Source organism: Bradyrhizobium brasilense (genome assembly GCF_029714345.1).
Lineage (GTDB): Bacteria > Pseudomonadota > Alphaproteobacteria > Rhizobiales > Xanthobacteraceae > Bradyrhizobium > Bradyrhizobium australafricanum.
This window is the reverse complement of sequence record NZ_CP121669.1, coordinates 8526944-8550339: the sequence shown is the minus strand read 5'-3', so window position 1 is coordinate 8550339 and position 23396 is coordinate 8526944. Positions and strand designations below refer to the sequence as shown.

Annotated in this window: 20 protein-coding genes; 12 read left to right on the top strand and 8 right to left on the bottom strand. The window is 64.9% G+C overall.

What is annotated here, in order from left to right:
- Positions 1-246 precede the first annotated feature (246 nt).
- Positions 247-948: an SDR family NAD(P)-dependent oxidoreductase gene (locus QA635_RS39640; protein WP_028339127.1), complete on the bottom strand. Its 702-nt coding sequence runs from the start codon at positions 946-948 to the stop codon at positions 247-249.
- Between the two features lie 71 nt (positions 949-1019).
- On the opposite strand from QA635_RS39640, the gene QA635_RS39635 reads away from it, so the two are divergent.
- Positions 1020-2804 carry an acyl-CoA dehydrogenase family protein gene (locus QA635_RS39635; RefSeq protein WP_283065390.1) on the top strand — a complete coding sequence of 595 codons (1785 nt, stop codon included), beginning with the start codon at positions 1020-1022 and terminating at the stop codon, positions 2802-2804.
- 53 nt (positions 2805-2857) lie between these two features.
- Positions 2858-3946, top strand: coding sequence for a Zn-dependent alcohol dehydrogenase (locus QA635_RS39630; protein WP_018269116.1), 1089 nt, complete (start codon positions 2858-2860; stop codon positions 3944-3946).
- A 106-nt stretch (positions 3947-4052) separates the two neighbouring features.
- On the opposite strand, the gene QA635_RS39625 is transcribed toward QA635_RS39630, so the two are convergent.
- The 4 genes from QA635_RS39625 to QA635_RS39610 all read right to left on the bottom strand — a co-directional run bounded on the left by QA635_RS39625 (position 4053) and on the right by QA635_RS39610 (position 8642).
- The gene (locus QA635_RS39625) at positions 4053-4406 is read right to left on the bottom strand and encodes a nuclear transport factor 2 family protein (RefSeq protein WP_283065387.1); all 354 of its coding nucleotides are present in this window, start codon (positions 4404-4406) and stop codon (positions 4053-4055) included.
- Between the two features lie 202 nt (positions 4407-4608).
- Positions 4609-6081, bottom strand: a complete 1473-nt coding sequence (locus tag QA635_RS39620; protein ID WP_283065385.1) for an amidase — start codon at positions 6079-6081, stop codon at positions 4609-4611.
- Positions 6082-6337: 256 nt separating this feature from the next.
- Positions 6338-7309 (bottom strand): iron exporter MbfA, encoded by a 972-nt coding sequence (gene mbfA / locus QA635_RS39615; protein WP_283065383.1) that lies wholly within the window; start codon positions 7307-7309, stop codon positions 6338-6340.
- 178 nt (positions 7310-7487) lie between these two features.
- Entirely contained in the window at positions 7488-8642 is a 1155-nt protein-coding gene (locus QA635_RS39610) for an alpha/beta fold hydrolase (RefSeq protein WP_283065381.1), read from the bottom strand.
- A gap of 104 nt (positions 8643-8746) precedes the next feature.
- On the opposite strand from QA635_RS39610, the gene QA635_RS39605 reads away from it, so the two are divergent.
- Positions 8747-9253 carry a hypothetical protein gene (locus tag QA635_RS39605; RefSeq protein ID WP_283065379.1) on the top strand — a complete coding sequence of 169 codons (507 nt, stop codon included), beginning with the start codon at positions 8747-8749 and terminating at the stop codon, positions 9251-9253.
- Positions 9254-9481: 228 nt separating this feature from the next.
- Here QA635_RS39605 and QA635_RS39600 read toward each other — a convergent pair whose 3' ends face one another.
- The gene (locus QA635_RS39600; RefSeq protein ID WP_283065377.1) at positions 9482-11026 is read right to left on the bottom strand and encodes an acyl-CoA synthetase; all 1545 of its coding nucleotides are present in this window, start codon (positions 11024-11026) and stop codon (positions 9482-9484) included.
- 180 nt (positions 11027-11206) lie between these two features.
- Positions 11207-12379, bottom strand: coding sequence for an acetyl-CoA C-acetyltransferase (locus QA635_RS39595; RefSeq protein ID WP_283065375.1), 1173 nt, complete (start codon positions 12377-12379; stop codon positions 11207-11209).
- A gap of 175 nt (positions 12380-12554) precedes the next feature.
- Here QA635_RS39595 and QA635_RS39590 point away from each other — a divergent pair, with 175 nt between their 5' ends.
- The 9 genes from QA635_RS39590 to QA635_RS39550 all read left to right on the top strand — a co-directional run bounded on the left by QA635_RS39590 (position 12555) and on the right by QA635_RS39550 (position 22150).
- The gene (locus QA635_RS39590; protein WP_283065373.1) at positions 12555-13220 is read left to right on the top strand and encodes a TetR family transcriptional regulator; all 666 of its coding nucleotides are present in this window, start codon (positions 12555-12557) and stop codon (positions 13218-13220) included.
- Between the two features lie 46 nt (positions 13221-13266).
- Entirely contained in the window at positions 13267-14025 is a 759-nt protein-coding gene (locus QA635_RS39585; protein ID WP_016847447.1) for an SDR family NAD(P)-dependent oxidoreductase, read from the top strand.
- A gap of 203 nt (positions 14026-14228) precedes the next feature.
- Positions 14229-15035 (top strand): enoyl-CoA hydratase/isomerase family protein, encoded by an 807-nt coding sequence (locus QA635_RS39580; protein WP_168858655.1) that lies wholly within the window; start codon positions 14229-14231, stop codon positions 15033-15035.
- Between the two features lie 41 nt (positions 15036-15076).
- Positions 15077-16945, top strand: coding sequence for an AMP-binding protein (locus QA635_RS39575; protein ID WP_283065370.1), 1869 nt, complete (start codon positions 15077-15079; stop codon positions 16943-16945).
- Positions 16946-17077: 132 nt separating this feature from the next.
- Entirely contained in the window at positions 17078-18205 is a 1128-nt protein-coding gene (locus QA635_RS39570) for an acyl-CoA dehydrogenase family protein (protein WP_092085302.1), read from the top strand.
- A gap of 117 nt (positions 18206-18322) precedes the next feature.
- On the top strand, positions 18323-19573 hold the full coding sequence (locus tag QA635_RS39565) for an acyl-CoA dehydrogenase (protein ID WP_283065367.1): 1251 nt from the start codon (positions 18323-18325) through the stop codon (positions 19571-19573).
- Positions 19574-19706: 133 nt separating this feature from the next.
- Entirely contained in the window at positions 19707-20951 is a 1245-nt protein-coding gene (locus QA635_RS39560; RefSeq protein ID WP_283065365.1) for an acyl-CoA dehydrogenase, read from the top strand.
- A 2-nt stretch (positions 20952-20953) separates the two neighbouring features.
- Positions 20954-21664, top strand: a complete 711-nt coding sequence (locus tag QA635_RS39555; RefSeq protein ID WP_283065363.1) for a nitroreductase — start codon at positions 20954-20956, stop codon at positions 21662-21664.
- Between the two features lie 75 nt (positions 21665-21739).
- A complete protein-coding gene (locus QA635_RS39550) occupies positions 21740-22150 on the top strand; it encodes a hypothetical protein (RefSeq protein ID WP_283065361.1) in 411 nt (136 codons plus the stop codon).
- 205 nt (positions 22151-22355) lie between these two features.
- Here QA635_RS39550 and QA635_RS39545 read toward each other — a convergent pair whose 3' ends face one another.
- Positions 22356-23363 carry a helix-turn-helix transcriptional regulator gene (locus QA635_RS39545; RefSeq protein ID WP_283065359.1) on the bottom strand — a complete coding sequence of 336 codons (1008 nt, stop codon included), beginning with the start codon at positions 23361-23363 and terminating at the stop codon, positions 22356-22358.
- Positions 23364-23396 lie beyond the last annotated feature (33 nt).

Genomic DNA, 23396 nt, shown 5'->3' with positions numbered 1-23396 from the left:
CGCTCCCCATGTCTGTTCGTTTATGTCTGTTTGTTTCGTCATTCCGGGGCGATGCGAAGCATCGAGCCCGGAATCTCGAGATTCCGGGTCTGGTGCTAGCGCACCATCCCGGAATGACGGTGAAAGTTACTTCACGCGATGAGCAAAAGGCGCCAAGCCTCGTGCGCACCGCCTCACAGCTTGCTCGCGATCTTGATCACGTTGGCGTTTCGTCCAGCCTACGCTGCTTACATGATCTCCGTCATCTCAAAACTTCTCAACCCAGGGCCGCAATTCCAGCTCCCAGGTCCAGGCGCTGCGCGGCTGCTGCAGCACGTTCCAGTAGCTCAGTGCAATCGCGTCGGGATCGAGCATCGAGTCCGGCCGGTCGGCGGGCTCGGTGCGGGCGGCGCTGCGGATGCCGCCGTCGATCACGAAATGCGCGACGTGGATGCCCTGCGGCGACAATTCGCGTGCCATGCTCTGCGCGAGGCCGCGCAACGCGAACTTGCCCATCGCGAACGGCGCCGACTGCGCATAGCCCTTCACGCTGGCAGAGGCGCCGGTGAACAGGATCGCGCCTTTCTTGCTGGGCAGCATGCGCTTCGCCGCCTCCTGCGCTACCAGGAATCCGCCGAACGCCGAGACCGCGATTGCCTGCTCGACCTCTGAGGGCACGAGTTCAACGAACGGCCCGCGCGAGCGGCCGCTGGCGTTGTAGACCACGAGATCAGGTGTTCCGATCTCGCGCTCGACTAGACCAAAAAGCCGTTCGACATCCTCGGCCTTGGTGGTATCGCAGGCATAGGCGCGTGCGCCGGTTTCGGTGCAGAGCGCGCCGAGTTTCTCGATGCTGCGGGCGCCCAGTGCCACGCGAATTCCCTCTCGCGAAAATAGCCGCGTCAAGGAGGCGCTGAGGCCCGCGCCGGCACCGACGATCAGCGCGATCTTGTACTTTGGAATATCCATTGGGCTTTCCTTTGCTCGGCCGGAGGAGGATAGTTGTGCCCAAACAAATGAGCACCGAAGCCGGGAATTCAATGCAGCCGCACAAGCAGGATCCGAAAACGTCAGCCGCCACCAGCCAGCCGGGCCTGCTGGCGCCCGACACGACGGGAATGAATTTCTACCGGGCCGATCCGGCGCTGACCGATCTTCTGAAGATGCATTTGCCCGATGCATTGTTCCGCCATATCGAGCCGCATCTCGACCGCCTCGGTGGATTGGCCGGAGGCTATCTCGACGAATGTGCGCGGCTTGCCGATCGGCATACGCCGGTGTTGCATCAGCGCGACAAGTTCGGCCGCGACGTGCAGCACATCGAGTATCATCCGGCCTATCGCGAGATCGAGAAGGCCGCGTTCGGCGAGTTCGGCATTCACGCGCTGTCGCTCCGCAAGGGCATCATGGGTTGGCCCGACAAATACCCTGTCGTGGCCAAGCACGCGTTCACCTTCCTGTTCAACCAGACCGAATTCGGCATGGGCTGCCCGATCAACGTCACCGACGGTTGTGCAAAGCTGCTGGCGAATTTCGGCAGCGAGGCGTTGAAGGCGAAATATCTCGACGGCCTGACCCAGACCGACATGAGCAAGCTGACGCAGGGCGGCCAGTTCATGACCGAGAAGGAGGGCGGCTCCGATGTCGGCACGCTGACCACGCGCGCCGTGCAGGAGGGGGACCACTGGCGGCTCTACGGCGAGAAGTGGTTCTGCTCGAATGCCGATGCCAAGGTGGTGATGCTGCTGGCGCGCCCCGAGGGCGCCGGGCCGGGCACCCGCGGCGTCGGCCTGTTCCTGATGCCGCGCTTCCTCGACGACGGCTCGCAGAACCATTACCGGATCGTGCGGTTGAAGGACAAGCTCGGTACCCGCTCGATGGCCTCGGGCGAGATCAAGTTCGACGGCGCGATCGCCTACGCCGTCGGCAAGCTCGACCGCGGCTTCGTGCAGATGGCGGAGATGGTGAACTCGTCGCGGCTCTCCAACGGCGTGAAGTCGAGCGCGCTGATGCGCCGCGCCTGGCACGACGCGATCACCGTGGCGAAGGGCCGCGTGGTGTTCGGCCAGCGCATCATTGACCTGCCGCTGGCGCGGCGGCAGCTGATGAAGATCATGCTGCCGACCGAGCAGGCGCTGTCGATGAGCTTTCTGACCGCCGACGCGCTCGACCGCGCCGAGGCCGGCAGCCAGGACGCCGCGGCGCTGCTCCGCATCCTGACGCCGACGCTGAAATTCCGCGCCACCCGCGACGCCCGCAAGGTCTGTGGTGACGCGATGGAGATGCGCGGCGGCATCGGCTACATCGAGGAATTCGTCACGCCGCGGCTGCTGCGCGACGCGCATCTCGGCTCGATCTGGGAGGGCACCGGCAACATCGTCGCAATCGATGCGTTGAAGCGTGCGGTCGGCCGCCATGGCGCCGACAATGCGCTCGCCGCCGATCTGCATGCGCGGCTTGATGACAGTCCGAATGTGCCGCAAGCCTGGCGCAACCGGCTGCGGGACCTCAGCGACCGTGCGGTCGCGTTTGCGCGCGAGGTGGCGAGCCGCGTCGACAATGAGGGCGATGCGCGGCGCGCCACCAGCCTGCTCTATCATGTCGCAAGCGCGGTCGCGCTGGCGTGGGAGGGCGGACGCATCCACGAGATGCGCGGCGATGCGCGTCGGCTGTTGCTGTCGCGGATGGTGATCGATCACCGCGTGCTGCCGGGCGATCCGTTCCGGCTAACGGAAAATACCGTTCAGCGCAGGATGACCGAGCATCTGCTCGGCGATCGCGCGGTCGGCATGGCTGAGGTTGGCGAATTGCTTGACGCAGCGTAGGCTGCTGCGCGAGCGAACTTTTCAAACAATCAAAAACGTCAAGGGAGACCCCGATGAAGGCCGCCGTCCTGCATGAAGTCAATCAGCCGCTGGTGATCGAGGATGTCAGCGTGCCCAATCCGGGGCCGCGCGAGGTCCTGATCCGCACCGCGGTCGCGGGCCTCTGCCATTCCGACCTGCACTTCATGGAAGGCCTCTATCCGCACCCGCTGCCGGCGGTGCTTGGGCATGAATCGGCCGGCGTGGTTGAGAAGGTCGGCTCCGACGTCAATTACGTGAAGCCCGGCGATCATGTCGTCACCTGTCTGTCGGTGTTCTGCGGCACCTGCGACAATTGCACCACCGGCCGCACCGTGCTGTGCACCGACACCACGGTGAAGATGCTGCCCGGCGCCTCCAACCGCCTGTCGTGGGGCAGGAAGGAGAAGCTGAATCAGTTTCTCAATCTGTCGTCGTTCGCCGAGCAGATGCTGGTGCACGAGAACGCCATCGTGAAGATCAAGAAGGAGATGCCGCTCGATCTCGCCGCGCTGATCGGTTGCGGCGTCATCACCGGTTATGGCGCGGTGGTGAACACCGCGAAGGTGACCGCTGGCGAGACGGTGGCTGTGATCGGCTGCGGCGGCGTCGGCATGGCGGCGATCAACGGCGCGCAGATCGCCGGCGCCGGCCGCATCATCGCGATCGATACCAATCCGGCGAAGCTGCAGCTTGCGACCAAGCTCGGGGCCACCGATATCGTCGATCCGGCCCGCGGCGACGTGGTCCAGCAGGTGCGCGAGCTCACCGGCGGCGGCGTGCAGCACTCCTTCGAGGTGCTCGGCCGCAAGGACACCGCCGAGCAGGCCTTCGCCATGCTGGCGGCGGGCGGCACCGCGACCATCGTCGGCATGATCCCGTTCGGCCAGAAGATCGAGCTGCACGGCTTTGACTTCCTGCGCGAGCGCCGCATCCAGGGCTCGTCGATGGGCTCCAACCACTTCCGCGTCGACATGCCGCGCCTCGTCGACTTCTACATGCGCGGCAAGCTGCATCTGGAAGACTGGATCTCAGCCAAGCTGAAGCTTTCCGAGATCAACGAGGGCTTTGCCAACATGAAAGCCGGCAAGACGCTGCGCAGCGTGATCATGTTCGACAGCTGATTCCGCGCTACGCGTCATGCCCCGGGCTTGACCCGGGCATCCATCCTCTAATGAATCTTTCGAAGGCGATGGATTGCCGGGTCAAGCCCGGCAATGACGGTTCGAACTAACGCGCGACATGCGCGGATACCGCGAGCCATTTTCCGTTCTGCCGCGCCCAGCAATCGGTGTAGCGGCCGTGCGCCGACTCACCGTCCGCGTTGGTGTAGCTGGTCTGGGCATGGATGATGGCGAAATCGCCGAGGATGCGGATCCTGACGTCCTCGGCCTTCAGGCCCTTGATCTTCACCGGGATCGCCGTCTGCTTCAGGAAGGCCGCGCGGTCGACCAGGCTCTTGTCGGGATTGGTGCAGTAGAAGTCCTGCGCCAGAATTTCGTCGAAGCGCTTGACGTCGCAGTTCTGGACGGAGTCAACGTAGTCCTTGTTGAGCTTCGTGAGCTCCTCGAGATCGTTGTTCATTGTCTTCCTCCCGGTTGCTGTTGTTCGTCATTGCTGCGCGAGCGCTGTATACCGTCATCCTGAGGTGCGAGCTCTTGCGAGCCTCGAAGGATGCACGGCCCGCAGTCGGGCCGTCGACCCTTCGAGACGCGCGCAACGGCGCGCTCCTCAGGGTGACGGCGATAGAGTTAGGTGCCCTTCGTCGCTCTGCAATGACCGCTGATCAATCATCGAACATCTTCGGCGGCACGAAGCCACCGAATTCGCGCTCGATCAGCTCGGCGAGCTTGAGCGGCGTGCGGTCCTCGAGCCAGGGGCCGACGATCTGCACGCCGACCGGCAATCCGTCGGGCGCAAAGCCGGTCGGGATCGCGGTCGAAGGCAGGCCGGGCAGGGTCGCGATGCCGGGCCAGGCGAGCTGGTCGGTATAGATGTAGGGCTCGCCGTCGATCAATATCCGCCGCTGCTCCTGGTCGGGCTCATGATCGTGCGGATAGGCCGGCGTCGGCATGATCGGGCAGATCACCGCGTCGAACGATTTGAACAGCTCGCGCCATTGCGCGCGCAGCCGCGAGCGGACGACTGTCGCCTGTACCCAGTCGCGGTGGCTGAGCGCGATGCCGCGCAGCCGTTCGGCCTGCAGGCTGTTGTCGCCGGCGGGCAGCGCGGCCGCCGCCGCGCAGGCGCCGGCATAGACCTCCGGCGGGAAGGTCGCGGCGAGGAACGACAGCAGCATCCGCATATAGAGCCGCGAGGACGTCGCGAAATCCGGCAGCAGCGGGCTCGAACGCGATATCTTCACGCCGGCCTTGTCGAGGTGGCTCGCGAGCTTGTCGATGCTGCCGCGCACCGCCTTGTCGGTCGGCAGCACCGGATCGGTGTCGATCACGAGGATGCGGAAATCCTTCAGGCTGGCGTGGCGCGCCGCCGGCAGGTCGAGGCGATAGGCCTTGCCGGCATCGAGCGGATCGGGAGCGGCCATCACGTCGAGCAGCAGCGACAGGTCGGCCGCGCCGCGCGCCATAGGGCCGGTCACCGCAAGGTCGCGCTCATAGATGATGGGCGGTGCCGGCGGCGCGGTGTGGCCGCGCGACGGCAGCAGCGCGAAGGTCGGCTTGTGCGCATAGACGCCGCAATGAAACGCCGGCACGCGCAGCGAGCCGCCGATGTCGGAGCCGAGCGACAGCGCGCCATAGCCCGCGGCGAGCGCCGCCGACGATCCGCCGGACGAGCCGCCCGGCGTGCGGCCGAGGTCGTAGGGGTTGTTGGTGGTGCCGTAGATCTCGTTGTAGCTCTGCCAGTCGGCAAGCCCGACCGGCACGTTGGTCTTGCCGAGGATCACGCCGCCGGCATCCTTCACCCGCTGAATTGATAGCGCGTCCTCGGTCGGGACGAAGTCCTTTTGCGGCAGGAAGCCCCAGGTCGTCGGCAATCCGGCGACGTTGTAGGATTCCTTCACCGTCATGGGGATGCCGAGCAGCGGCCTGTGCTCGCCGCGCGCGATCGCGGCATCAGCGGCGCGGGCGGCGGCGAGGCCACGCTCGAAATCGCGCACACAGACCGCGTTGACCTTGCCGTCGTGGCGCTCGATGCGGCCGATCGCGTCCTGTGCGAGTTCAACCGCCGAGACCTTTTTGTTACGCAGCGCCTCCGACAATTCGACGGCGGTCTTGAAGCTGTATTGCGATTTGGCCACGGCGTGCTCCTGGTTTGTTGTTGGCGCGATGATGGGCAGTTTGGTTGCCGCCCGCAAGCGCTGTAGCCGTGACGTCGTCGCCGTGTTTGATCGGAATTGCTCTGCTTTACCTCGCCCCGCTTGCGGGGAGAGGTCGCCGCGCGCTTGCGCGGCGGGTGAGGGGGTACAGGTACGTCCACTTGCGTCACGTGTGGATATGGCCCCTCACCCCAACCCTCTCCCCGTAAGAACGGGGAGAGGGAGAATTCAACCGTTGCTACGCCGCGCCGATCAGGATGCCGACCGCGAGCACGATCGCGCCGCCGAGCACGATCTGGAATACCGCCTGCAGGAACGGCGTGTCCATGTAGCGCGCGCGGATGAAGGCGATCACCCACAATTCGAAGAACACCACGATGCCGGCAATCGCGGTCGCGATCCAGAATGCGTTCGGCCAGGCGTCGGGCACCAGATAGGGAATGGTGTGGCCGAGCCCGCCGAGCGTCGTCATCAAGCCGCAGGTCAGGCCGCGCAGCCAGGGCGAGCCGCGGCCGGTCAGCGAGCCGTCGTCGGACAGCGCTTCGGCAAAGCCCATGCTGATGCCGGCGCCGATCGAGGCGGCAAGCCCGACCAGGAAGGTTTGCCAGTTGTGATGCGTGGCAAAGGCGGCGGCGAACAGCGGCGCCAGGGTCGAGACCGAGCCGTCCATCAATCCGGCAAGGCCCGGCTGCACATATTGCAGCACGAACATCCGCCGCCGGGTGCGGTCTTCCTCCGCGCGCACGTCGGGCTTGAGGATCTCGCCGGTTAGCTTCACCGCGAGCTTCTCGTGGCCCTTCTCCTCCTCGGCGAGATCGCCGAGCAGGCGGCGCACGCCGACATCCTCGGCCTTCTCGGCGGCTTTGGCATAGAAGCGCTCGGCCTCCAATTCCATGGTCTCGACTTCCTTGCGAATGGTGTCGAGCGGCAGGTTCTTGGTGAGCCAGATCGGGCGGCGGCGCAGGAAGCCTTTGACGTCCTCGCGCCGGATCGGCGGCAGATGCGCCCCGAAGCGCTGCTCGTAGGTTTCGAGCAGCCGGTGGCGATGGCCACGCTCCTCCTCGGCCATCTCCTCGAAAATCTTGGCGGTGTCGGGATAGCGCCCGGCGAGATCCTCCGCGAACGTCATGTAGATGCGGCTGTCCTCCTCCTCGGAGGCGATCGCGACCGCCAGCACCTCGCGCTCGGTCAGATCGGCAAAATTCTTCACGGCAACGCCTTGTTCACGGAGTTTAGAATTAGAATAGTTCTAAACTATAGGGTTGCACTGGCGCCGGGTCAAATCCGGATCGGCCCGGATTCGCTGCCGCAGCACTGGCAAGCCGCGCGGGTTGAGCGAAGAAAACGCCTGAGATCAACGGGATGCGACGCGACCGCCGAACGGATGCCTAGCGCTGTGCGCCGGCGTCTCGCAGGAATGTGAGCAGCAGCCGGCTCACCTCATCCGGCTGTTCCTGCTGCACCCAGTGGCCGGCGCCGTCGACCAGATGGCAGCCGATCATGTTGGTGCAGGCTTTCGTCTGCATCGCATCGAACACGCCGGGCCGCTGATAGGTGCCCCAATCCTGCTTGCCCGAGATGAAGGCGGACGGCTGGTCGATCGTGCGGCCGCTCCAGATCTGCAACTCCGGAGTGAACGCGCCCGAGGTGCCGCAGCGATACCATTGCAGCCCGCCCTGGAATCCGGTCCGCTGATACTCGGCGCTGTAATAAGCGAGCTCGCTATCCGGCAGCCATGTGTTGGCGGCGATCGCCTCGCGCGACGGCATCTCCTCGGCGACGGTGGCGGCCATGTCCTTGGCGAAATCCATCACGTAATAGGTCGGCAGTTTCGCCAATTCGCCCGCCGACCAGGATTGCAGCGGATATGGCTTGTTGTCTTTCCAGTCCGCGCTCTTGTGGTGGTAATAGGCGCGCAGGAAGTCGTGCACGCCCTGCGGCGCGCGATGCATGTCGTCATTGGCCGGGCGCGTCGAATAGTACCATTGGTAGTGCTTGCGCGGCCGCGGCAGCGCGGCGAGCTCACGATGCACGGGGTCCTCGGTCGCGGGCTTTGCCTGCGCGCTCGCGGTGTTGAACGGCAGCGCCGGCGGCCCCGAAAACGGCGCGCTCATCATCACCACCGCGCGGAACACGTCGGGCCGGATCAGCGCGCACCACGCCGCAACCGACGAGCCGAAATCATGCCCGATCACGGCATCGACCTGCTTGTAGCCGAACGCTGCGACCAGCCCGAGCGCATCGCGCACCAGATTGGGCAGGCGGAACGACGCGAGATCGCCGTCATACTCCGCGCTCCAGCCGGTGGTGCGGCCATAGCCGCGCTGGTCCGGCGCGATCACGTGGTAGCCGTCAGCGGCGAGCTTCGGCATCACCTTGCGCCAGGAGAACGCCAGCTCGGGAAAGCCGTGCAGCAGCAACAGGCAGGGTCGGCCGGATGTTTCAAAGCCCGCTTCCAGCACATGCATGCGCAGGCCGTTGATCCCGTCGACATAACGCGAGCGGATGGTTGAGGGGAGCGGGACGTCGGGGAGGGCTTCCATTGTGCAGATCACCTGTTGGGCATCGCCGCAGAACCAGCGCATTTGGCTGTATGCTGGCGGCTATTATTGAACGATAGCAATTTTGCCCAGGGGATGCATACCGCATGCGCCACGCGAGGATTGCAGAGCTGCCCGGCTGGATGTCGCGTCTCGGCGTGATGATCGTGGCGGCAAGCCTGGTGCTGATGTCGGCGGTGCGTGCCGCCGACATCAGGCAGCTCACCGAGAAACTGCCACGCGCCTATGTCGGCGAATTCCTGTGGGACGGCGACAACACGGTGCAGAACGTCGTCATTACCTTCGACAAAGTGCAGGCCCTGAACGAGCAGAACGCGGAAGCGCGCGGCTGCGGTTCATATGAGGTCGGTCGCCAACTGACCAAGATCGGCGTGCAGATGTTCGTCCGGCTGTCCGATCTCGAGGTCGAGATCTTCGAACGCTCGCCCGATGGCAACGGGGCGTTCGAAACCGACGGCAGTCATCGCGGCAAGCTGTCGGAAGATTTTCAGCAGATCGATGCGCAATGGACCACCACGGCATCGGGCAAGCACGGCCAGCTGCATTTGCGTGCCGTGGCATCGGTCGCGTGCGCACCGGCGGAGGATTTGTAGGTTTGCATAAGATTCGCGACATGACGAAGCGTAGCGTGTCTCTGACATACGGTGGTGTCTTAACCCTCCCCTGAAAGGGGAGGGTCGACGCGAATGAAATGAGCGGCGGGGAGGGGTCGGGTCTCTCCACTCGAAAGGTATTCGTGGAGAGACCTGACCCCTCCCCGTTTCGCATTTCGCTTCGCTGCATGCGAACCGACCCTCTCCTTTCAGGGGAGGGTAAGAGTTTCACGCCTTCGCCGGAGCCTTCGGCCAATAGCGGTCGCGCAGATGGCGCTTCACCAGTTTGCCGGTCGGCGTACGCGGCAGCTCTTGCTCGAAGTCGATGCTCTTGGGGCATTTGATCGGCGACAAGTGCTGCCGGCAGAACGCGATCAGCTCGGCCTCGAGCTCCTTGCCGGCCCTGGTGATGTCGTGCGGCTGCACCACGGCCTTGACCTCTTCGCCCATCTCCTCGTTCGGCACGCCGAACACCGCGACGTCGGACACCGCCGGATGCGTGATCAGGACGTCCTCGGTCTCCTGCGGATAGATGTTCACGCCGCCGGAGATGATCATGTAGCTCTTGCGGTCGGTCAGATAGAGGAAGCCCTCTTCGTCGAGGTAGCCGACATCGCCGAGCGTCGACCAGCCCTTGGTGTTGTAGGCCTTCTTCGTCTTCTCCGGATCGTTGTGATAGGAGAACGCCGGCGCGTCGGCGAAAAAGACCTGACCGATCTGGCCGGTCGGCGCTTCCTCGTCGTTCTCGTCGAGGATCTTGACCTTGCCGACCACCGCGCGGCCGACCGTGCCGCGGTGGGTCAGCCATTGCTGCGAGGTCGAGACCGTGACGCCATTGCCTTCGGAGCCGGCGTAATACTCGATCAGGATCGGTCCCCACCATTCGATCATCTTGGCCTTGACGTCGACCGGGCAGGGCGCCGCGGCGTGGATCGCGCCTTTCAGCGACGAGACTTTGTAGCGTGTGCGCACTTCGTCGGGCAGCTTCAGCATGCGCACGAACATGGTCGGCACCAGCTGCGACTGCGTCACCTTGTGCTTCTCGACCTGCTTCAAAAATTCCTCGGCGTCGAAATGCTCCATGATGACGGAGGTGCCGCCGAGCACGGTGGCCATCATGTTGAAGCGTAGCGGGGCGGCGTGATAGAGCGGCGCCGGCGACAAATAGATGCTGTCCGCATTCATGCCGCACATGTCTGCGGTGAGAATCCGCAGGAACGGGTTCGGCACGTCGATCCGGTTGCCTTCGAACTGCTTCTTGATGCCCTTTGGCCGGCCGGTGGTGCCGGAGGAATACAGCATGTCGTAGCCGGCGACCTCGTCGGCAACCGGCGTGGTCGGCTGCGCGCCGGCTTCCTTGTCGTAGGAGCGGAAGCCCGGTGCGGGCTCGTCCATCATGTAGAACAGCGGCTCGCCCGCCTCGCCCTTGATCAGGCCTTTCACCTTGTCGGCGCACTGCGGGGTGGTGATGAACACCTTCGCGCCGCAGTCCTTGATGATGTAGGCGATCTCTTCTTCCGTCAGGTAGCGGCTGATCGCCGTGTAATAGAGACCCGAGCGCTGCGCGGCCCAGCAGATCTCCATGAAGGCGAGCCTGTTTTCCATCAGCAGCGCGATGTGGTCGCCGGCCTTCAGGCCGAGCGAGCGGAACAGATTCGCGCCTTGGTTCGAAAGCTCGTCGAGCTCGCGATAGGTGATGGCCTTGCCGCTGCCCGCCATCTGGTAGGCGATCTTGTTCGGATGGCTGCGAGCGTGGATCGACGGATGGGTCATTGTGTTTCCTCGGAGCATCAATAGTGGTCGTCCCCGCGAACGCGGGGACCCATAACCACCAATTTTTCTTGTTGGACTGAGTTGTGGCCCCAGCCGCGCCTAACCACAAACGGCTGTGGTTATGGGTCCCGGCCTACGCCGGGACGACATCATTGTTGTGGCCGCTGATGCGGACTTTTCTTACAGCCGCTCGACAATCGTCACATTCGCCATGCCGCCGCCTTCGCACATGGTCTGCAGGCCGTAGCGCTTGTTGCGCTGCTTGAGGGCATGCAGCAGCGTCGTCATCAGCTTGGTGCCGCTGCCGCCGAGCGGATGGCCGAGCGCGATCGCGCCGCCGTTGACGTTGAGCCGGGCCGGATCGGCGCCGGTGGTCTTCAGCCAAGCGGTCGGCACCGAGGCGAAGGCCTCGTTGACCTCGAAGAGATCAATATCGTCAATCTTCATGCCGGCCTTCTGCAGCGCGCGCTGGGTTGCCGGCAGCGGCGCTTCCAGCATGATCACGGGGTCGCCGCCCATCATGGTGAGGTGATGGATGCGCGCCATCGGCTTGACGCCGAGCGCCTTCAGGCCCTTCTCGTTGACGACCATGACGCCGGAGGCGCCGTCGCAGATCTGGCTGGCGCTCGCCGCGGTGAGCTTGCCGTTCTCGGCGATCAGCTTGACGCCCTTGATGCCGTCGAGGCTGGCGTCGAAGCGGATGCCTTCGTCGATGTGATGGGTATCGGTCGAGCCGTCGGCGCGGGTGATCATGACCGGCACGATCTCGTCCTTGAAGTGGCCGGCTTGCGTGGCCGCGATCGCGCGCTGATGGCTGTTATAGGAGTATTCGTCGAGCTCATCCTTCGACAGGCCGTACTTCTCGGCCATCATTTCCGCGCCGGTGAACTGGCTGAAGACGATGTTGGGATACTTCGCCTCGATGCCCGGGCTCTTGTAGTGGCCGAAGCCGTTCTTGGCGGGCAGCGAGGAGGTGAGGCCCATCGGCACGCGGGTCATCGATTCCACGCCGGCGGCGATCACGCAGTCCATCGTGCCAGACATCACCGCCTGCGCCGCGAAGTGCAGCGCCTGCTGCGAGGAACCGCACTGGCGGTCGATCGAGGTCGCCGGCACGCTCTCCGGCAGCTTCGAGGCCATCACCGCGTTGCGCGCGATGTTGGTGGACTGCTCGCCGGTCTGCATCACGCAGCCCATGATCACGTCCTCGACCTGCGCGGGGTCGGCGCCGGTGCGCTCGACCAGCGCATCGAGCACGGTCGCGGCCAGATCGGCCGGATGCCAGCCGGCGAGACGCCCTCCCTTGCGGCCGCCCGCGGTGCGAGCGGCGGCGACGATATATGCCTCGGCCATGTCTGATCTCCCTGATGTTTCCGGATTGGGCGGTCTGAAAGTTGGGCCGGATTTAAGGGGTGGCTCAGCATTTAGTCAATCAATCAATTAACTCTTGAGTGCGGCCCCGCCATGGGCTTATGTGCGGCCTCGATTTACCGTCGACCCCCTGACACAGAGCGGGACCAGAGCGCAGTTGAATACCAGCGTACCGACGAAACTTCCGGCCGGCAAAAATGCCACCGCCGACAAGCTTTTGGTTGCGGCCAGTGAGCTGATGATCGAGCGCGCCTCGATCGAGGTCTCGTTGTCCGACATCGCGCAGAAGTCGGGCGTCAACGCCGCGCTGGTGAAATATCATTTCGGCAACAAGGACGGGTTGTTGCTGGCGCTGCTGGCGCGCGACGCCGCCACCGAGATATCGCAACTCGAATATCTCATCAGCCAGCCGATCACGCCGTCCGCGAAATTGCGGCTGCATATCGGCGGCATCATCCGCGCCTATCACCAGTTCCCCTATATGAACCGGCTGATCCATTATCTCCTGCACGAGAGTTCGCCTGCCGCCGCAAACGAGGTGTCGAAATTCTTCGTCGCGCCGCTGTTGGATTTTCACCGCCGGCTGCTCGCAGAAGGGATCAAGGCCGGTGAATTCCGCAAGATCGATCCGGTGCTGTTCTACACCAGCCTGATCGGCGCCTGCGATCATCTGTTCTTCGGCCGCCACGCGATGTCGCGCGCGGTCGGCGTCGGTCCGGTCACCGACGAGGTCTGCCGCGATTACATCAAGCACATGGAAGCCTTGATCTTCGGCGGCGTGCTCAATCCCGATAAGGAAACGGCAGTAGTTGCCGCCGGATAACAAAGTTCGAGTCTAGAGAAGAAACGCCCAAGGAAAGGTTTTATCCATGCAGTTGAAAGACGTTGCCGTTCTCATCACCGGCGGTGGCTCCGGCCTTGGTGCCGCAACCGCGCGCGCCATGGCCGCCAAGGGCGCCAAGATCGGCGTGATCGACCAGAACAAGGAAAACGCTGAGAAAGTCGCCGCCGAGGTGAAGGGCGTCGCGCTGCATGCCGACGTCACCGACGAGGACGCGATCAAGGCTGCGATCGCCAAGGCCGAGGCTGCGCACGGCATCGCGCGCGTGCTGATGAACTGCGCCGGCATCGGCGGTTCGCAGCGCATCGTCGGCAAGGACGGCGTCTATCCGCTGGCAAAGTTCGTCCGCATCATCAACGTCAATTTGATCGGCACCTTCAACGTGCTGCGCCTGTTCGCCGAGCGGCTGGCGACCGAAGCCCCGATCGGCGAGGAGCGCGGCGTCGCGATCAACACCGCGTCGGTCGCGGCCTATGAAGGCCAGATCGGCCAGATCGCCTATTCCGCCTCGAAGGGTGGCGTCGTCGGCCTCACGCTGCCGGCCGCGCGCGACCTCGCCAGCCTGAAGATCCGCGTCAACACCATCGCGCCGGGCCTGTTCCTGACGCCGCTGTTGATGGGTCTGAACGAGGAAGCGCGTAAGAGCCTCGGCGCCCAGGTGCCGCATCCGGCCCGCCTCGGCGATGCCTCGGAATACGGCAATCTCGCGGTCCACATCGTCGAGAACCCGATGCTCAACGGCGAGACCATCCGCCTCGACGGCGCCATCCGCATGGCGCCGCGCTAACGCTGGCTCTGCCGTACTTCCCTTCTCCCCTTGTGGGAGAAGGTGGCGCGGACGCAGTCCGCGACGGATGAGGGGTTCTCTCCGCGGAGACAGACCCCTCACCCAACCGAATGCAAGGCAATAGCGAACATGCCCTCTCCCACAAGGGGAGAGGGCACAGCAACGAGCATCGCGTTCGCTGAACGGTCGGGAGGACCATGCGCGTGTCTCAGCCGCTGCTGATCGAACATCACGACGGGGTCGATTGGGTCACGCTCAATCGCCCCGAGAGCCTCAACGCACTCGATCCTTCGCTGATCGACGCGCTCAACGTCTATTTCCAGGGCCTGCAGCGCAATCGCGACACCCGCGTCGTGGTGCTGAAGGGCGCCGGTGCGAATTTCTGCGCCGGGCTCGATCTCAAGCACGCGATGGCGCGCCGTGGTGGACAGACCGAGCCGCCCGGCGTGACGGAGTCGCTCGACTCACAGCGCCGCATCGCCGACATCGTGATGCTGATGCGGCGCGCTCCGCAGCCGATCATCGCGCTGGTGCAGGGCGCGGCCGCCGGCGGCGGCTTCGCGCTGGCGCTTGCCGCCGACATCCGCATCGCGGCGAAGAACGCGCGGATGAATTGCGCCTTCATCAAGCTTGGTCTCGGCGGCTGCGATATCGGCACCAGCTATTTCCTGCCGCGCCTCGTCGGTGTGTCGGTTGCGTCCGAATTGATCCTCACCGGGCGCTTCATCCATGCCGACCGCGCGCTTGCCGTCGGCCTGGTGTCCGAGGTGGTCGAGGTCGCCGATCTTGATGCGGCGGCCAATCCTTATGTCGAGGCGATGATGACGGCCTCGCCGGTCGGTCTCCGCCTCTCGAAGGAATGCATCAACATGAGCGTCGATGCCGGCTCGATCGAGGCCGTGATCGCGATGGAAGATCGCAATCAGGTGCTGTGCAGCCGCTCGGAAGATTTCCAGGAGGGCATCAGGGCCTTTCTCGAGAAACGAAAGCCTGTCTATATCAGGCGCTGAGAACAGATCCTCTAAAGGACAAGAATTCCGGGAGACGCAAAATGGATGGAGACGCGGCGATGCTGACGAAACCTGCCTTTCGCAAGGTGGATTGGCTCGCACGTGACGTCGCGGTCGAGCGGCGCGGTGACGGCACCGTCGTCCTGAAGTCGCGGATTCCGCTCCAGGCCTACGAGACGCATATTCCGGCTTATCTCGCCAAATGGGCGGCGCAGGCGCCGGAGCGGATCTGGCTCGCGCAACGCGGTGGTCCCGACCGGCAGTGGCGCAAGGTCTCCTATGGCGAAGCCAAGCGCACCGTCGATGCGCTGACGCAAGGCCTGCTCGATCTCGGCGTCGGCGACGGCCGGCCCGTCGCGATCCTCTCGGGCAATTCGATCGAGCACGCGCTGATGACGCAGGCCGCGATGCAGGCGCGGCTGCCGGCCGCGCCGGTGTCGCCGGCCTACTCGCTGATGAGCCAGGATCACCTCAAGCTCAAATACCTGTTCAACCTGATCAAGCCGGCCGTCGTGATGGTGCAGGACGGCCCGACCTTCGAGAAGGCGCTGAAGGCGATCGATCTCACCGGCATCACGGTCGTCCACGTCCTGCGTCCCTGCGAGGGGATCAAGAGCACGGCCTTTGCCGACCTCGCGGCAACGCCGGTGACGGCCGCGGTCGGCGCCTCCATCGCGAAGATCACGCCCAAGACCGTCGGCAAGCTGCTGTTCACCTCGGGCTCGACCGGCATGCCCAAGGCCGTCATCAACACCCAGGAGATGATGTGCGCCAACGCGGCGATGATGATGCAGGTGCGTCCGCGTGAAGCGGAGGGACCGATCCCGACGGTGCTCGACTGGATGCCGTGGAATCACACCATGGGCGGCAACGCCGCGTTCAATCCGGTACTGGTCGACGGCGGCACGCTCTATATCGACGACGGCCGGCCGATGCCGGGCCAACTCGAGGAGACCATCAGGAACCTGCGCGAGGTGTCGCCGACCTATTACGCCAACGTGCCGGCCGGCTATGCGGCGCTCGCCGCCGCGATGGAGAAGGACGAGGCGCTGTGCGCGAGCTTCTTCAAGAACCTCTCGATCATGGCCTATGGCGGCGCGCGGCTGCCCGACGATCTCTATGACCGCATGCAGGCGCTGGCGGTGAAGACCACGGGCGAGCGGATCGTGTTCTACACCGGCTGGGGCTCGACCGAGACCGCGCCGACCTCGACCGGCACCTATTGGGACACCGAGCGTGTCGGCCTGATCGGCCTGCCGTTCCCCGGCGTCGAGCTGAAGATGGTGCCGTGCGGCTCGAAATATGAATTGCGGCTGCGCGGCGTCAACGTCACGCCAGGCTATTTCGGCCAGCCGGACCTCGCGGCGAAGATGTTCGACGAGGAAGGCTTCTACTGCATCGGCGATGCCGGTGTGTTCGTCGATCCCGAAGATCCGCTGCAGGGCATCATCTTTGCCGGCCGGGTGGTCGAAGATTTCAAGCTGACCACCGGCACGTTCGTGCATGTCGGCTCGTTGCGCACCGATGCGATATCAGCCGCGACGCCGGTCGTGCATGACGCGCTGGTTGCGGGGCAGGACCGTGAGTTCATCGGCCTGCTGTGCTGGCCGAACCTGCACGCCTGCCGCCAGCTCGTCGGCAATGCCGATGCCAGCTACGAGGACGTGATCCGGCATCCCGAAGTGCTTGCCTGCCTCAAGAAGGGCTTGCAGGCGCACAACGCGTCCACCACCGGCAGCAGCATGCGTATCGCGCGTGCGATGCTGATGGTCGAGCCGCCGTCGATCGACGGCAACGAGCTCACCGACAAGGGCTACATCAACCAGCGCGCCGGCCTCGAACGCCGCGCCGCACTGGTCGAGAAGCTGTATGCCGGCAAGCCCGGCGACGACGTGATCATCTTGAACTGATCCTACGAAAGCAAACGCGTCATTCCGGGGCACGCGAAGCGTGAACTCGGAATCCAGAGGTTCCTTACGTCGAGATTCCGGGTTCGATGCTGCGCATCGCCCCGGAATGACAGAAAGAAAAAGGTAAGCGCCATGAATTTCGATTTCTCCGACGAACAGAAGCAGATGCGCGACGAGGCGCGGAAGTTCCTCAGCGAACAGTGCCCGCCGAAGGCCGTGCGCGAGGTGCTCGACGGCAAGGCGCCTTACGACAAGGCGCTGTGGAAGGGCCTCGCCGAGATGGGCTTCCTCGGCGTCGCGATCCCAGAACAGTTCGGTGGCGCGGGCGCCGGCCATCTCGAGCTCTGCGTGATCGCGGAGGAAATGGGCCGCGCGCTGGCGCCGGTGCCGTTCTCCTCCACCGTCTATCTCGCCGCCGAAGCGATCCTGATCGCAGGCAGTGACGCGCAGAAGCAGAAGTGGCTGCCGAAGATCGCCGCCGGCGAAGCCATCGGCACGCTGGCGCTGTTCGAGGGCAAGGGCAACCCGTCGCCGAAGGCGATCAAGGTGACGGCCAATGGCGGCGTGCTCAACGGCGTCAAGAAGCCGGTGCCGGATGGCGCGATCGCCGATTTCGCCGTGGTCGCCGCGCGCACCGGCTCGAGCGGACGCGAGTCCGATATTTCCCTGTTCATCGTCGATCTCAAGGCCGGCGGCGTCGAAATCAAGTCGCTGACCAACATCGACCTGACCCGCGGCCAGGCCGAGTTTACCTTCAAGGATGCGAAGGCCGAGCCGCTCGGCGCGGCCGGCGAGGGCTGGAGCGTGATCACCCAGGTGCTCGATCGCGCGGCCGTGTTGACGGCGTTCGAGCAGGTCGGCGGCGCCGACCGCGCGCTGGAGATGGGCCGCGACTATGCGCTTGATCGTATTGCCTTTGGCCGGCCGATCGGCTCGTTCCAGGCGGTCAAGCACATGCTGGCCGACATGTATGTGTCGGCGACCTTGGCGCGCTCGAATTGCTACTACGGCGCCTGGGCGCTCTCGACCAATGCCGGCGAATTGCCGGAAGCCGCCGCCGCTGCGCGCATCAGCGCGACGCAGGCGTTCCAGCACTGCGCCAAAAACAACATCCAGGTTCATGGCGGCATGGGCTTCACCTGGGAGTTCGACTGCCACATGTACTACCGCCGCGCCAATGCGGTGGCGCTTGGCCTCGGCAGCCTGTCCTATTGGGAAGACGCGCTGATCGACCGCATGCGCAAGAAGAACGCGGCGTAAGGACACGATTCGTCATTCCGGGGCGCGCGTAGCACGAACCCGGAATCCAGAGGTTGGGAATCGAGATTCCGGGTTCGATGCTGCGCATCGCCCCGGAATGACGGAAAGAAAGCCACCATGAATTTCGACGATACCCCGCAGGAGGCTGCATTCCGCGCCGAGGCGAAAGCCTGGATCGCGGCCAATGCACCGAAGCAACATGAGGACGAGCTGCGCAAGGCCTCGCTCGGCCGTGTTGCGCTCACGGGCGCCAACATTCTCGAGGTCGCGAAGGCCTGGCAGAAGAAGAAGGCCGATGCCGGCTGGGCCTGCCTGCACTGGCCGAAGGAGTATGGCGGCCGCGGCTCGTCGCCGATCGAGCGCGTGATCTGGCAGCAGGAGGAGGGCCCGTTCGGCCGCCTTAGCTCGATGTTCATCATCGGCCACGGCATGTGCGGCCCGACCATGATGGCGTTCGCCGGCGAGGAGCAGAAGCGCAAATATCTGCCGCCGCTTGCCTCCGGCGAGAAGATCTGGTGCCAGCTGTTCTCCGAGCCGGCCGGCGGCTCCGACGTCGCTGGCCTGCGCACCCGCGCCGAGAAGCATGGCGACGAGTGGGTGATCAACGGCCAGAAGATCTGGACCTCGGGCGCGCATTATTCCGACTACGGCATCTTGCTCACCCGCACCGACCCGACCGTGCCCAAGCACAAGGGCCTCACCATGTTCTTCCTGGACATGAAGAGCCCTGGCGTCGAGGTCAGGCCGATCAAGCAGGCGAGCGGCGCCTCCGACTTCAACGAGGTCTATTTCACCGACGTGCGCATTCCGGACTCGCAGCGGCTCGGCAATGTCAATGACGGCTGGAACGTGTCGCTGACCACGCTGATGAACGAGCGGATGTCGATCGGCGCCGGTGTCGCCACCGGCTTTCCCGAGCTGTTCGACTTCTGCAACAGCCTGATGCTGGAGGACGGCCCCGTGATCGAGAACCGCGCGGTGCGCTCCAAGCTCGCCAACTGGGCCGTGAAGGCGAGCGGGCTGAAATACACCAGCATGCGCGCGATCTCGGCGCTGTCGAAGGGCGAGCGTCCGGGACCGGAGAATTCGATCGGCAAGCTGGTCGCCGGCTCGATGATCCAGGACGTCGCGACCTACGCGCTCGATCTGCAGGGCGCGGCCGGCGCGCTGAACGGGATTGAGGATGCCGAGGTCGCCGGCAAATTCCAGGCGATGCTGCTGCGCGCGCCGGGCACCCGCGTCGAGGGTGGCACCGACGAGATCATGCGCAACATCATCGCCGAACGCGTGCTGGGCCTGCCCGGCGACATCAGGGTCGACAAGGACGTCCCCTTCAACAAGATCCCGACCAAGGGAAGAGCTTCATGACCTCATCCTGAGGAGCCGCGCAGCGGCGTCTCGAAGGATGAGGCCCCAGTCGGGCTGCATGGTTCGAGACGGCGCAAGCGCCTCCTCACCATGAGGGGAAACAGTGACACTAGGATCGTAAAAGAGGTTCGCCATGAATTTCGATGACACGCCGCAGGAAGCCGAGTTCCGCGCCATCGCCCGCAAGTGGATCGCGGCCAACGCGCCGAAGGAGTTCGAGGAGGAGCTCTCGAAGTCCTCGCTCGGCCGCATCAGGCTTGCGAGGCACGACATGGTCGAGGTCGGCAAGGCCTGGCAGAAGAAGAAGGCAGAGGGCGGCTGGGCCTGCCTGCACTGGCCGAAGGAATATGGCGGTCGCGGCGCCACCCCGATCGAGCGCGTGATCTGGCAGCAGGAAGAGGGCGTCTACGGCAAGCTGACCCAGCCGTTCCAGATCGGCGAGGGCATGTGCGGGCCGACCGTGATGGCCTGGGGCAGCGAAGACGCAAAACGCCGCTATCTGCCCAAGCTCGCTTCGGGCGAGGAGATCTGGTGCCAGCTGTTCTCCGAGCCGTCGGCCGGCTCCGACGTCGCGGGGCTGCGCACCCGCGCCGAGAAGAAGGGCGACAACTGGGTCGTCAACGGCCAGAAGATCTGGACCTCAGGCGCGCATTACTCCGACTACGGCCTGTTGATCGCGCGCACCGATCCGAATGTGCCCAAGCACAAGGGCCTCACGATGTTCTTCCTCGACATGAAGAGCCCCGGCGTCGAGGTCAGGCCGATCAAGCAGGCCAACGGCATGCAGGAGTTCAACGAGGTCTATTTCACCGACGTCGTGATCCCGGACAGCCAGCGGCTGGGGGCGGTCGGCGAGGGCTGGAGCGTGTCGCTGACCACGCTGATGAACGAGCGCATGTCGATCGGCGCGCGGCTCGCCACCGGCGTGCCCGAGATGTTCGAGTTCTGCTCCAATTTGATGCTGGAGGACGGTCTTGCGATCGACGATCCGGCGGTGCGCTCCAAGCTTGCGAGCTGGGCGGTGAAGGCGAGCGGGCTGAAATACACCAGCTACCGCGCCATTTCGGCGCTGTCGAAGGGCGAGCGACCGGGGCCGGAAAACTCCATCGGCAAGCTCGTCTCCGGCCTGATGCTGCAGGATATCGCGACCTATGCGATGGACCTCGAGGGCGCGGCGGGCAGCCTCACCGGCGCCGATGAGGAGCAGGCCAACGGCCAGTTCCAGCAGATGCTGCTGTCGTCGCCCTCGATGCGCATCGCCGGCGGCACGGACGAGATCCTGCGCAACATCATCGCCGAGCGCGTGCTGGGCCTGCCCGGCGACATCCGTGTCGACAAGGACGTGCCCTACAACAAGATCCCGACCAAGGGGCGCTGAGCATGGATGCCACCACCAAGCCGCGTTACGCGACCGAGGACCGCATCGGTGCGCTCGAGGAATTGCTCAACGAGCGCTACTCGGTGCGCGCGTTCCAGCCGCGCGAAGTGCCGCGCGAGGTCATCGAGCACATTCTGTCGACCGCGCAGCGCACTGCGTCCTGGTGCAACAGCCAGCCCTGGCAGGTGCTCATCGTCTCCGGCGAGGCCAAGGAGCGGTTTCGCAAGGCGATCTATGCCGAGGCCTCGCGCGGCCTCGCCGAGGATTACGACTTCACGCCACCACGCGAATATGTCGGGGTCTACCTGGAGCGCCGCCGCGAAAGCGGCTTCCAGCTCTACAACACGCTCGGCATCGCGCGCGGCGACAAGGCAGCCTACGCAAAACAGGCGCTGGAGAACTACAATTTCTTCGGTGCGCCGCACATTGCCGTGATCCACACCAATGAGCCGCTCGGCATCTATGGTGCGATCGACTGCGGCGGCTATGTCTCGAATTTCATGCTGGCGGCGCAGGCGCTCGGGCTCGGCACCATCCCGCAGGCGGCGATCGCGCGCCATTCCGGGCTGATCCGCCGTCATTTCAACCTGGCCGACGATCGCCGGGTTGTCTGCGGTATCTCGTTCGGCTATGCCGATCACGCGCAAAAGGTGAACAGCTACCGCACGTCGCGTGCGACCGTGGAAGACACTGTCACATTCGTCGATGTATAATTTCCTCAAGGCGGGAAGGTCGGTTCACCCCCCGCCGAGGACAAGAAAAGCTACGAAGAAACGACAAGAACAAAAATGGCGAATAACGCCTCCCTGACGCCGGCTGAGATCAGCTGGCAGCTGCACCGTTTGCCTGCGCTCGAGCGCGACGCGTTCATCGCCGCGCATTATTTCGGCCAGCAGGTCGCCTGGAAGACCCGTTTCTTCGACGCGATCGACTGGGGCGCGGGCTCGGTGCTGCAATTCAGCTTCCTGCAGCGCGGCTGGCATCGCCATTCGCGGCTCGACAATCCGATCTATGCCTATCTCGACATCGAGCAACATCCGGAAACGCGCGGCCTGCGTCGCGGCCGCCGGATCGATCTTGAGGGCACGATCAAGGGCGTCGACTTCGTGACCGGGATTACGCTGACGCTGGATCGGTTCGAAATTCTGCCGGTGAATTTTTTCGACCGCTTCGTCATCAGCTCCGACAGCCGCTACTAGCAAGCAGCGAACCGCAGACTCTGCTCCACCTCGCCCTGCGCACGGGGAGAGGTCGGAACGCATCGTTAGATGCGTTCCGGGTGAGGGGGAGTCTCAGCAAGCGCAACTATCACCGTATGCGCGGAGACAGCCCCTCACCCCGACCCGCTCCCCGTAAGAACGGGGCGAGGGAGCGCACTGCTCCTGCGGCTCCATTCACCCAATCTCATCGCGCTTTAGCGCCCGCCACCGCGCGGCGCGGCGGCGCCTCGGCATAGCGGGCGGCCATCGCGCCGGTCAGCTCGGCCATCTTCTCACGCAACTCCCCCGGCGCGATCACTTCGGCCTCGGCGCCGAGCCGCAGCAATTCGGTCGCCGCGTGCCACACCGTCTTGCCGACCGGCATGGTGGCGAGCCGCCAGCCGTCGGCGTCGGTGGCATCAGTGAGCCGCATCCGCGCCTTCACGTATGGGTGCGCAAGCGCATCGAACAGTTTCAGCCCGAGCGGCGACAGCCGCACCGTGGCCTCGTTCGGATGCAGCTCGGCCTCCAGCCGCTCGATCGAGGCGCGCCAATAGGCGGCGAGGTCGAACTCCGCGGGTCGCGCGAACGGCGTCTCCAGCGTCGCGCAGTCCAGCACGCGAGCGACGCGGTAGGTGCGCACATTGCCGTCGACGAGGCCGGCGAGATACCAGCTGCCGCCCTTCAGCACGAGGCCGAGCGGCGCCACGCGCCGCCGCTTCTCGGCCTTCCAGCTCTGGTAGCGGATCTCGAGCATGGTCTCGCGCAGCACGGCGCCGGCGATGGCGCGCAGATGCTCCGGCTCCTCGGTCTCGCCGAACCAGCCGGGTGCGTCGAGATGGAAGCGTTGCTGCATCCCTCTTGCGTTGGGCCGCAGGTTCTCCGGCAGCGCCGCCATCAGCTTGGTCTGCGCCGCGACCATCGCGGCATCAAGGCCGAGCGCGGCGGCGGGCCCCGGGAGACCGGCCATGAACAGCGCCTCAGCCTCGCCCTGCGACAGGCCGTTGAGCCGGACGCGATAGCCGTCGAGCAGCCGATAGCCGCCCTCGGCACCGCGGTCGGCATAGACGGGAACGCCGGCGGCGGCGAGCGCGTCGATGTCGCGGTAGATCGTGCGCACCGAAACCTCGCAGGCCTCCGCAAGCTCAGGCGCGGTGACCTGCCCCCGCGCCTGCAGGGTGGTGAGGATGGAAAACAGCCGGCTCGCGCGCATGGCCGGATCATACCTGACACAAGATGTCAGGTA